This window comes from Enterococcus raffinosus, from assembly GCF_018917525.1.
Classification (GTDB): Bacteria; Bacillota; Bacilli; order Lactobacillales; family Enterococcaceae; genus Enterococcus_A; species Enterococcus_A raffinosus_A.
The window spans coordinates 1-12081 of the sequence record NZ_JAHLOS010000006.1 but is presented as its reverse complement, the minus strand read 5'-3'; the positions used below and the strand labels follow the sequence as shown (position 1 = coordinate 12081).

Genomic DNA, 12081 nt, shown 5'->3' with positions numbered 1-12081 from the left:
TCACTTTATCTAGGAATTAAAGGAGGAAATTTCATGATCATCCAGTCTGAAGAGATCAGTCTGAAACATTTATTGACCGTCGAAGCTCTAACCGATCAAGAGGTAATGGGACTGATTCGCCGAGCGCAGCAGTTCAAACAAGGTGCGCGCTGGACACCCCACAAGGACCAATATTTTGTCTCTAATCTTTTCTTTGAAAACAGCACCCGGACCCATAAAAGTTTTGAAGTCGCTGAGAAAAAACTCGGACTTGATGTGATTGATTTTGACGCCAAAACCAGCTCGGTTCAAAAGGGCGAGACATTGTACGATACTGTGTTAACAATGTCGGCACTAGGTGTTGATGTCGCGGTGATTCGTCACGGGGATGAAAATTACTACGATGAATTAATCCAAAGCAAAACGATTCAATGTTCGATCGTCAACGGCGGGGACGGCAGTGGGCAGCATCCAACGCAATGTTTGCTTGACCTAATGACGATTTATCAAGAGTTTGGCCGCTTTGCTGGATTAAAAGTCGTGATTGCAGGGGATATTACCCATTCGCGCGTCGCAAAATCTAATATGCAAATGCTGAAACGCCTGGGTGCAGAAGTGTTCTTTTCCGGACCGGAAGAATGGTATGACGAAAGCTTTGATGTCTACGGCACTTACCGTCCTTTGGATGAGCTTGTACCAGAGGTGGATGTCATGATGCTCTTAAGAGTACAACACGAACGGCATGATGGACAGGAAAGCTTTTCGAAAGAAGAGTACCATCAAAAATACGGGTTAACGATTGAACGCGGGAAACAATTGAAAGAAAAAGCGATCATCATGCATCCAGCACCTGTGAATCGTGATGTCGAAATTGCGGACAGTTTAGTTGAAAGTTTACAGTCACGAATCGTTCCGCAAATGACCAATGGTGTCTATATTCGGATGGCTATTTTAGAAGCAGTACTTAATGGAAAAGCGTAAAGGGGCAGATAATATGAAAACATTAATTAAAAATGGAAAGATCGTAACAAAAGACAATCAAACAATGGCATGTGACCTTTGGCTAGAGGACGGGATTATCGCCGGTATCGGCAAAGACTTTTCGGGCATTTCGTTTGATCAAGAGTACGACGCAAACAATCAATTAATTACACCAGGTTTAGTTGATGTTCATGTTCATTTACGAGAACCAGGCTTTACTTATAAAGAAACCATCAAGGATGGCTCAAAGGCGGCAGCTCGCGGCGGCTACACAACAGTCTGCGCGATGCCGAATCTTGATCCTGTTCCTGACACCGTCGAAAAATTCAACGACGTAAAAGCGATCATTGATAAGGATGCAGTCGTAAAAGTCCATCAATACGCACCAATCACGGAAGAGCTTCGCAGCGAAACCTTAACCGATCAAAAAGGCTTGAAAGCAGCCGGCGCCTTCGCCTTCACGAATGATGGCGTAGGGGTACAAACAGCTGGAACCATGTATCTAGCCATGAAGGAAGCCGCGGAAAATAATATGGCGCTCGTCGCTCACACCGAAGATGAATCCTTATTATTCGGCGGCGTAATGCATCACGGGAAAATCAGCGAAAAGTTAGATTTACCAGGCATTTTAAGTGCGACTGAATCTTCACAAATCGCTAGAGACCTGATCTTAGCAGAGGAAACCGGCGTACACTACCATGTTTGCCACGTTTCCACTAAAGAAAGTGTGCGTGTCATCCGCGACGCGAAGAAAGCCGGTGTGCACGTAACCGCAGAAGTTTCTCCGCATCACTTGATCTTAGTCGATGAAAATATTCCAGAGGATCACGGCTACTGGAAAATGAATCCACCGTTACGCGGAGTGGAAGACCGCGAAGCCTTGATCGAAGGGTTGCTTGACGGTACGATCGACTGTATCGCAACCGACCATGCGCCTCACGGCTTCGAAGAGAAAAATCAAAGCTTCTTGAAATCACCATTCGGAATCGTCGGCAGCGAAACGGCCTTCCAATTAATCTATACACACTTTGTTGAAACAGGACGCTTTACTTTAGAACAAGTGATTGATTGGATGGCAGTCAAGCCAGCAGAGATTTTCGGAATGACGGTGGGAACCTTAAACATTGGTCAGCCAGCGGACATCGCGGTATTTGACCTTAGTCACGAAGAAAAAATCGATGACAAAAAATTTGCTTCATTAGGAGTGAACACGCCTTTCACTGGCTGGCCAGTCAAGGGTGCGACACTGATGACCTTCGTGGATGGTCAGTTGGTATACAACAAGGAGGACTAAGACGTTGAAAAGACTTTTAATATTAGAAGATGGCACAGTATTTGAAGGGGAAGGCTTCGGCGCTGAAGCAAATGTGGTCGGCGAAGTGGTTTTCACCACAAGTATGACCGGTTATCAAGAAACGATTACGGACCAAAGCTTCAATGGACAAATCATTACCTTCACCTATCCAATGGTCGGAAATTATGGCGTGAACCGCGATGATTATGAATCCATCGCACCCACCTGTAAAGGCGTGATCGTAAAAGAACACGCCCGCTTAGCCAGCAACTGGCGCAACCAAATGACGTTAGACGAATTTTTGAAGCGCAAAGGGATTCCCGGAATCTCCGGAATTGACACCCGCGCATTAACGAAAAAATTACGCAGCGTTGGAACCATGAAAGGCAGCATTGTTGATCCAGCCGATCAGTTTGAACATTCGTTTGATCAACTAAAAGCAACGGTCTTACCAACGAACCAAGTTGCACAAGTTTCTACAGTAACTCCTTACCCAAGCCCAGGCGTAGGCCGCAATGTGGTCGTGATCGACTTCGGTCTAAAACACAGTATTCTGCGAGAATTATCACGTCGCGAATGTAATTTGACTGTGATGCCTTATAACACTGATGCTCAAACGATTTTAGACCTTTGTCCAGATGGCGTGATGCTGACCAATGGTCCTGGAGATCCGAAAGATGTGCCAGAAGCAATCGAAATGATTCAGCAGATTCAAGGAAAAGTCCCGATTTTCGGGATTTGTCTTGGACACCAGCTGTTCTCATTAGCCAACGGTGCAGATACTTACAAGATGAAATTTGGACACCGCGGACTGAATCATCCGGTACGGGAAATCGCTACCGGTCGTATCGATTTTACTTCACAGAATCATGGATTTGCAGTGGATGAAAAAACAATTGATCCAGAGAAATTAATGGTGACCCACGTAGAGGTCAATGACGGCACGGTTGAAGGGGTTCGTCATCGGAATTACCCAGCCTTCAGCGTTCAGTATCACCCAGACGCTGCACCGGGACCACATGACGGGGTTCATTTATTTGATGAGTTTATGGAAATGATGGATGCATGGAAGGAGCAAGCATAAATGCCAAAACGTACAGATATTAAAAAGATCATGGTGATCGGTTCTGGACCTATCGTGATCGGACAAGCCGCGGAATTTGATTACGCCGGCACACAAGCTTGCTTAGCGTTAAAAGAAGAAGGCTATGAAGTTGTTCTGGTGAATTCAAACCCAGCAACAATCATGACCGACAAAGAAATCGCGGACAGTGTTTATATCGAACCAATCACGCTCGAATTTGTTTCTCGCATCCTACGCAAAGAATTGCCAGATGCGATCCTGCCAACATTAGGCGGGCAAACTGGCCTGAACATGGCAATGGAATTAGCAGATTCAGGCATTTTAGATGAGTTAAAAATCGAATTGCTGGGAACAAAATTATCGGCGATCGATCAAGCAGAGGACCGCGACTTGTTCAAGCAATTGATGGAAGAGTTGAACCAACCAATTCCTGAATCTGAGATCGTGAATACCGTTGAAGAGGCGGTTGCCTTCGCCAATACCATCGGTTACCCGATCATCGTTCGTCCAGCCTTTACACTAGGCGGCACTGGCGGCGGGATGTGTGACAACGAAGAAGAGCTTCGGACTGTCGCTGAAAACGGCTTGAAGCTTTCACCTGCGACGCAATGTTTGATTGAAAAATCAATCGCCGGCTTCAAGGAAATCGAATATGAAGTGATGCGGGATTCTGCCGATAATGCCATCGTGGTTTGTAACATGGAAAACTTCGATCCAGTCGGCATTCATACCGGTGATTCAATCGTCTTCGCACCAAGCCAAACATTATCTGACTATGAATATCAAATGCTGCGGGACGCTTCCTTATCGATCATCCGCGCATTGAAAATCGAAGGCGGCTGTAATGTACAGCTGGCCCTTGACCCATACAGCTTCAACTACTATGTAATCGAAGTAAATCCGCGGGTTTCTCGCTCATCCGCTCTAGCAAGTAAAGCGACAGGTTATCCAATTGCGAAGCTAGCGGCGAAAATCGCGGTAGGCTTGACGCTGGATGAAATGAAAAATCCAGTCACGGAAACCACTTATGCCGAGTTCGAACCAGCATTAGATTACGTCGTTGCGAAAATCCCGCGTTGGCCCTTTGATAAATTTGAAAGCGGCGAACGTGTCTTAGGCACACAAATGAAGGCCACCGGTGAAGTCATGGCGATCGGCCGGAACATCGAAGAATCATTACTGAAGGCTGTTCGCTCACTAGAAATTGGAACTTACCATGCGGAGCTGCCAGAATTAAGTGAAGTGACTGATGAAGCCCTTACTGAAAAAATGGTCAAGGCACAAGATGATCGCTTGTTCTATCTAACTGAAGCGATTCGTCGCGGCTATTCAATCGAAGAAATCAATGAGCTAACCAAAGTCGATCTTTTCTTCCTAGATAAGCTGCTTCATATCGTTGAATTAGAAACAGCTTTAGCCCAAAACAAAAAAGATGTTGAGCTATTGAAGAAAGCCAAACAGAATGGTTTTGCGGATGTGAAGATCGCTCAGCTTTGGGATATGACAGCAAATGAAGTGCGGGAATTCCGAACCGCCGAAAAAATCGTTCCAGTCTACAAGATGGTAGATACTTGTGCGGCAGAATTTGAATCTCAAACGCCATATTTTTACAGTACCTACGAATTTGAAAATGAAAGTGTTCGTTCTGACAAAGAATCTGTCCTGGTTCTTGGTTCAGGTCCGATCCGAATCGGGCAAGGAGTGGAGTTTGACTATGCGACCGTCCACTCGGTAAAAGCGATTCAAGCAGCTGGTTATGAAGCGATCATTATGAACAGCAATCCAGAAACAGTTTCGACTGATTTCTCCATATCAGACAAGCTCTACTTCGAGCCGTTAACCCTTGAAGATGTGATGAACGTGATTGAGTTAGAACAACCGATCGGGGTCATCGTCCAATTCGGTGGACAAACCGCGATTAATCTTGCTGAACCTTTAGTTAACAATGGGGTTAAAATTTTAGGAACAACCATCGAAGACTTAGACCGCGCGGAAGACCGTGATCAGTTCGAACAGGTGCTGAAAAGTCTATCCATTCCGCAACCGCCAGGTGATACAGCAACGAGCGCGGAAGAAGCAGTTAAGATCGCTGAAAGAATCGGTTATCCAGTCTTGGTTCGTCCAAGCTATGTCTTAGGCGGACGGGCGATGGAAATCGTTGAAAACCAATCCGATTTGGAAGACTATATGGCCCACGCGGTTAAAGCCTCTCCAGAACATCCTGTTTTAGTCGACAGCTACTTAGTCGGTAAGGAATGTGAAGTAGACGCCATCTGTGACGGTGAAACCGTCTTGATCCCAGGAATTATGGAACATATCGAACGCGCAGGGGTTCACTCAGGCGATTCGATGGCGGTCTATCCACCACAAACCTTCTCCGATGAGTTGAAGGCAACAATTGAAGATTACACCCGCCGGTTAGCATTAGGCATGAACTGCATCGGCATGATGAACATTCAGTTTGTCATCCATAACGATGAAGTCTTTGTCATCGAAGTCAATCCGCGTGCGAGTCGAACGGTGCCATTCTTGAGTAAAATCACGAATATTCCGATGGCGCAGATCGCAACAAAAGCAATCTTAGGCCAAAGCCTGAAGGATCTCGGCTATGAAGATGGCCTTTATCCTGAAAGCGACATGGTTCACGTCAAAGCACCAGTCTTCAGCTTCACGAAGCTGCAAAAGGTTGATACTTACTTAGGACCTGAAATGAAATCAACGGGTGAAGTCATGGGAACCGATCGCAATTTGGCAAAAGCCCTGTATAAAGCCTTCGCAGCATCCGGCTTACATTTACCAGATTTCGGCGCAGTCCTATTCACGGTAGCTGATGAAAACAAGGATGAAGCGCTAGATTTGGCAAAACGCTTCAAGGCTGTCGGCTACAGTTTAGTTGCGACAGAAGGGACAGCCAATTTCTTAGAAGAAAACGGCTTAAGTGCGGAACGAATCGCGAAAATCTCTGAATCAGACGATCACAATGTGATTGATTTGATTCGCACGGGCAAAGCGCAAGTGGTCATCAATACGACCGATAAAAATCGCCAAAATTCATCCGAAGACGGCTTTATCATTCGCCGCGAAGCAGTTGAGCACGGTGTACCATTGTTCACATCCTTAGACACAGCGGATGCCATCTTAAGAGTCATGGAATCACGCGCATTTTCAATCCAAGAAATTTAATTCATCCAGAGTGGAGCATGCTTCACTCTGGCGATTTATAGGGAGGCCGTTATGAAGCAGGAAATGATGACGATTGTTCGTCAACAAGAGTTAGCACCGAGAATCTATGAATTGGTTTTAACCGGAGAATTAGTCAAAGAAATGACGATGCCGGGGCAGTTCTTGCATATTCGCGTACCAAGAAGTGATTTATTATTACGCCGTCCCATTAGTATTAATCAATACGACCAATCTGCAGGCACCTGCACGATCATTTATCGTGTGGAAGGTGATGGGACCAGCTATTTTTCTGAAATGTCCGCTGGCGATCAACTGGATGTGATGGGACCATTAGGTCATGGCTTTGAAATCGACAGCTTGAATGCCGGAGACACTGCCTTTATCGTGGGTGGCGGGATTGGAGTTCCCCCTTTATACCAGCTTTCAAAAGAGCTTAAGGCAAAAGGGGTAAAGGTCATCCATTTCTTAGGCTTTGGGACACAGGAAGTGGTTTATTATGCGGATGAATTCCAAGCATTAGGTGAGACGCAATTTTCAACTGATGATGGAACGTTTGGTATCCAAGGCAATGTCGGTAATTTATTACTGGCAGAAGAACGCCAACCAGACGCGGTCTTTGCTTGCGGCAATAACGGTCTTTTAAAAACAGTCGAACAATTGTACAGTGAAGTTGACAATGTGCAGCTTTCATTAGAATCCCGCATGGCTTGCGGGATGGGCGCCTGCTATGCATGCGTCTGTCATGTACCTGAGGATGAAAACAAGAGTGTCAAAGTATGTGAAGACGGGCCCGTTTTCCAAGCAGGGGAGGTCATCTTTTAATGAGTATTGCAGTGAAACTACCCGGGTTAGACCTGAAGAATCCGATTATGCCGGCAAGCGGATGCTTCGGATTTGGCAAGGAGTATGCGGATTACTATGATTTGAATCAATTAGGCGCCATCATGATCAAGGCGACTACACCAAAAGAACGCTTTGGTAATGCAACTCCGCGCGTAGCGGAAACACCAAGCGGGATGTTAAACGCGATTGGTCTGCAAAATCCCGGCATGGATGTCGTGCTAGAGGAGATCCTACCAAGTTTAGAAAAGTATCAAGAACTGCCAATCATCGCGAATGTAGCAGGTGCTTGCGAAGAAGACTACGTCGAAGTCTGCGCTAAAATCGGTGACGCACCAAACGTCAAAGCCATTGAATTAAATATTTCATGCCCAAATGTAAAACACGGCGGAATCGCTTTTGGGACCGACCCTGAAGTAGCCTATCGTCTAACGAAAGCGGTCAAGGAAGTCGCCACTGTTCCGGTCTACGTCAAATTAAGTCCCAACGTGACCGATATCGTACCGATCGCTAAAGCCATTGAAAAAGGCGGAGCGGATGGCTTCACTATGATCAATACATTGCTAGGGATGCGTATCGACTTAAAAACGCGCCAACCAATCTTAGCAAATAGAACCGGCGGCTTATCCGGTCCAGCCATCAAACCAGTCGCGATCCGGCTGATCAATCAGGTGGCTGCCGTTAGCGAACTGCCGATAATCGGCATGGGCGGTGTGCAAACCGTCGATGATGTCTTAGAAATGTTTATGGCCGGTGCCAGTGCCGTAGCAGTTGGAACGGCCAATTTCACTGATCCATACATTTGTCCGAAACTGATCGAAGAACTGCCGATTCGCATGGCAGAACTTGGCATTGATTCATTGGAACAGCTACGACAAGAAGTTGCCAGTTCAACTTTTCGCAGTTAACATAGAGCGAAATACAGCGATTCGTTTATCCAATATCAGCGACAGAAATCTAGTTGAATGGTATGCGGCTCGAAAATCAGACTTATTTTTCTGCAAAGAAAAATAAATACACTAAAATGAGAAAGGGAGGGTTCTAATGGAAAATCGACCGATTATTGCTTTTGACTTTGCTTCAAAGAAGGAAATCGACACCTTTTTAACCCATTTTCCCATCAGCGAAAAACTATTCGTGAAAATCGGGATGGAACTTTTTTATCAAGAAGGACCAGCAATCGTTAATTTTCTACGTAGTCAAGGACATGACATTTTCCTTGATTTGAAGCTCCACGACATTCCTAATACCGTACAAAAAGCAATGCGGGGAATCGCGAAGATGGGCGTGAAAATCACGAATGTCCATGCAGCCGGCGGTGTGGAAATGATGCAAGCAGCTAAGCAAGGTCTGACTGAAGGAACAAAAGAGGGTCAAACGATTCCTGAATTAATCGCTGTTACCCAATTAACCTCTACCAGCGAAGAACAAATGCATGAGGATCAGCTAATTGAGGTCAGTCTGCAAGAAAGTGTGCTGCATTACGCAAAATGTGCAGAAAAAGCTGGATTAGAAGGCGTTGTTTGTTCGGCCCATGAAGTAGAAAAAATCCATCAAGCAACAAATGCTAATTTTATCTGCTTAACGCCGGGAATCCGTCCGCAAGGGGCCAGCGTCGGCGACCAAAAACGGGTAATGACACCTGCGAAAGCCCGTGAAATCGGCTCAAATTATATCGTAGTTGGAAGACCCATCACGCAAGCTGAAAATCCTTATGAAAGTTACTTACAAATCAAAAAAGAATGGAACGGTGAAGCATAAATGATCGCAGAACAAATCGCCAAAGACTTATTATCAATCGAAGCAGTCTCTTTAAGTCCCGACGAGCCTTTTACTTGGGCAAGCGGACTCAAATCACCTATTTACTGTGATAACCGTGTAACCATGAGCTATCCAGAAGTACGCCGTGCCATCGCGCAAGGCTTAGCAGCAAAAATAAAGGAAGAATTCCCCAATGTAGAAGTCATCGCAGGAACAGCAACGGCAGGTATCCCGCATGCTGCTTGGGTAGCGGAAATCCTAGATTTACCAATGGTTTACATCCGCAGTAAAGCCAAAGATCACGGCCGCGGCAACCAAATCGAAGGACGGATTACGGAAGGCCAGAAAATGGTCGTGATTGAAGACTTGATCTCTACTGGAGGCAGTGTTTTAGAAGCAGCAGCCGCGGCAAAACGCGAAGGCGCAGATGTCTTAGGAGTTGCAGCAATCTTCACTTATGAGCTAGCTAAGGGCAAGAAGAATTTTGAAGAAGCTAACACACCATTAGTTACCTTAACCAACTATTCAACCTTGATTGAAAGTGCCTTACAAGAAAATTACATCAATCAGGAGCAGCTTGAGCTGTTAAAAAAATGGCGGAAAGATCCTGAGAACTGGTTGAGCTAATCAAATACAAAATTCGTTATTTAATAATTTTTTTATAGCCGATTATTTTTATTTAGTATATAATGTCGGTAAGTTCTTGAAAGCACTTTACAACGTGGTAAAGTGTTCACTTGAAATACAATTCGATTAGAAAATCAAATAAATTAAATCATGGACGATTTAGTTAAGTAAGCAAAGAGGCTTAGCAATCAACAAACTTGTTGATACTAAGTCTCTTTTTGTCTTTTTTTAGAAAGGGATGGGAGCATGAGTAAGAGCTATTTCATACTAAGTGAGGAAAAGGAGCCACAGCTGTTCCATTTGATGAGGGATTATTCTCTAGCAGTCGGTATTTGTTTTTTTATTGCTGATATCAACGGGGATCGACAATCAGCGATTCCTGAAAGTCATTGCCCGTGTGAAAAGATTAAATCAACCGCTAAAGAAAAAGTAGCCTGTGAAAGTTGCCAAATGCATCAGATGATTCATCCCATAAAAAGAGGAGTCATCAATAAATACCTGTGTCATGCAGGTTTTACCCATGTTCCACTGCCAGTTTATATCAACAATATTTTAGTCGGATATATCATTATTGGACGATTGGCAGAGATACAGAACCGTTCTTTGCTTGAAGAAAATCAGACTAGTATGCTTTCTGATCAATTGAACACGGAAACTTATTTTTCAGCAGAAAGATTGGAAAAAGTTGTTGACTTGTTTGTAAACCTTGCTCAAAGTACCTTAACCACATCGAACCCTAAACGAAAAATCGATGTTGGACAGTTAAGAGACGCCAATGAAATGATCGAGACGTTTCCTAAAAAAGCAGAAATTATCAATGCAGTAAAGTATATCGAAAAAAATCTTCATCGAAAAATTTGTCTAGAAGAGGTCGCAAACAAGGTGTATCTAAGTCAGTACTATTTCAGCAAGCTTTTTAAAAAGGAACTAGGGATGAATTTTGTAACCTATTTAAAATACCAGCGAGTAATCAAAGCCAAAGAGTTTCTCCGTCATTCAAACTTGAGCATCGATGACATTGCCCGACGTGTCGGCTTTTCACAAACAAGCTATTTCTGCAAGAGTTTTAGGGACATCACTTCAAAATCTCCCTCTAGCTTTCGCAAAGAAATAAATATCGAAAAATATCTACCGTTGGAACGAACGATGACTGTTTAACAGCTTACAAAAGGAGAGATGAATATGCGAATCTATACAAAGACAGGCGATAAGGGTATGACAAGGTTAGTTGGGGGCGCTCAGGTCGCAAAGGATTCTGATCGGGTGGAAAGCTATGGAACAATCGATGAATTAAATTCATGGATCGGTTACATTATTTCAGAAACGCAAGACAAACAAATCACAGAGGAGCTGCAAGAAATTCAGCAAATGCTTTTTGATCTTGGAACAGATTTAGCAACGCCAGAAAGCGCCAGCACGGAAGGTCGTCTGTATTCTGGAAGTTCTGTCTGGCTGGAGGAACGAATTGATCGCTATACCGATGAAGCTCCGGAAATTGAACGTTTCATTCTACCTGGTGGAACAACAATTGCAAGTATGCTGCATGTCGCCAGAACGATCACCCGAAGAGCAGAACGATCCATAGTTACTTTAAGCTGGACAGCTACTTTAAATAATGAAATCGTCATTTTTATTAACCGTTTGTCTGATTATTTTTATGCATTGGCTAGAGTCATCAATGCGCGGGAGAAGCAAGAAGATATCTTTTACGAGCGAGGTGAAAAAGTTTTCCATAAGATTAAAAGTACGGACTTATAGATTGTATTCGCTTACGAACTATGCTATTTTATCTGTAGGTCGATAATAGTTATTTTATGAAAAAGATAAATGGAAACCAGTGAAATTCTGGTACGGTGCCGCCACTGTGAGAAGCAAAGCTTGCTTTGAAGTCAGATCTTTTTACTTTTTCATTAACGGGCATGCTGTTTCGTTGCAAAGCAGGATGTTTTCTTTACAAACCCTTGTTAAGATAAAAGATCCAGCCCAACCAAAATAAGATAACTATGTTTGCCATTTTATTGTACATTGCTGTACAGTAATGGGGGATGGGCTGGTCTTTCAAAGCGGAAAGAGATTACAGGTACAAGGATGTACTGCTGACTCCCTTTTGTTGAAATTTTACAATTAAATAACCAGTCTTTACAAGGTGGTAATGATGCAGAGCAATGACGCTCCAGACAATGAATGATTGTTTGGAGTGTCTTTTTTATTTAAGTCTAGTGGTAATAAGTCAAGAGTAAAGTAACACGTTTTCTACCCTAAAGAACTGAAAGAAGGTGCACTCAAAAAAGCCTAGCCTAATGAAGCGTTTTCACAGGCTGAGTTCAAAGAG

General features: G+C 44.1%; 10 protein-coding genes and 1 riboswitch. All 10 genes read left to right on the top strand.

The genetic code is table 11. The features are described from left to right. The first annotated feature begins 33 nt into the window (after nt 1-33). Nucleotides 34-960, top strand: coding sequence for an aspartate carbamoyltransferase catalytic subunit (locus tag KQI58_RS05940; RefSeq protein ID WP_216407348.1), 927 nt, complete (start codon nt 34-36; stop codon nt 958-960). A gap of 13 nt (nt 961-973) precedes the next feature. Next, nucleotides 974-2254, top strand: coding sequence for a dihydroorotase (locus tag KQI58_RS05935; protein ID WP_216407346.1), 1281 nt, complete (start codon nt 974-976; stop codon nt 2252-2254). Nucleotides 2255-2258: 4 nt separating this feature from the next. Beyond that, on the top strand, nt 2259-3338 hold the full coding sequence (locus KQI58_RS05930; RefSeq protein ID WP_016180209.1) for a carbamoyl phosphate synthase small subunit: 1080 nt from the start codon (nt 2259-2261) through the stop codon (nt 3336-3338). After that, a complete protein-coding gene (gene carB / locus KQI58_RS05925) occupies nt 3339-6521 on the top strand; it encodes a carbamoyl-phosphate synthase large subunit (protein WP_216407343.1) in 3183 nt (1060 codons plus the stop codon). Nucleotides 6522-6554: 33 nt separating this feature from the next. Beyond that, the gene (locus KQI58_RS05920) at nt 6555-7343 is read left to right on the top strand and encodes a dihydroorotate dehydrogenase electron transfer subunit (RefSeq protein ID WP_437177498.1); all 789 of its coding nucleotides are present in this window, start codon (nt 6555-6557) and stop codon (nt 7341-7343) included. Further along, the gene (locus KQI58_RS05915) at nt 7343-8269 is read left to right on the top strand and encodes a dihydroorotate dehydrogenase (RefSeq protein ID WP_216407339.1); all 927 of its coding nucleotides are present in this window, start codon (nt 7343-7345) and stop codon (nt 8267-8269) included. Before KQI58_RS05920 ends, KQI58_RS05915 begins: the two co-directional genes overlap by 1 nt. A gap of 136 nt (nt 8270-8405) precedes the next feature. Beyond that, nucleotides 8406-9122, top strand: a complete 717-nt coding sequence (pyrF, locus tag KQI58_RS22595; RefSeq protein ID WP_253295810.1) for an orotidine-5'-phosphate decarboxylase — start codon at nt 8406-8408, stop codon at nt 9120-9122. Beyond that, nucleotides 9123-9749, top strand: coding sequence for an orotate phosphoribosyltransferase (gene pyrE / locus KQI58_RS22590; protein WP_253295809.1), 627 nt, complete (start codon nt 9123-9125; stop codon nt 9747-9749). It abuts the gene before it with no gap. 246 nt (nt 9750-9995) lie between these two features. Further along, a complete protein-coding gene (locus KQI58_RS05905; protein WP_216407337.1) occupies nt 9996-10907 on the top strand; it encodes a helix-turn-helix transcriptional regulator in 912 nt (303 codons plus the stop codon). A gap of 24 nt (nt 10908-10931) precedes the next feature. Then, on the top strand, nt 10932-11507 hold the full coding sequence (locus KQI58_RS05900; protein WP_216407335.1) for a cob(I)yrinic acid a,c-diamide adenosyltransferase: 576 nt from the start codon (nt 10932-10934) through the stop codon (nt 11505-11507). A gap of 43 nt (nt 11508-11550) precedes the next feature. After that, nucleotides 11551-11700, top strand: a riboswitch (adenosylcobalamin (AdoCbl) riboswitch). Nucleotides 11701-12081 lie beyond the last annotated feature (381 nt).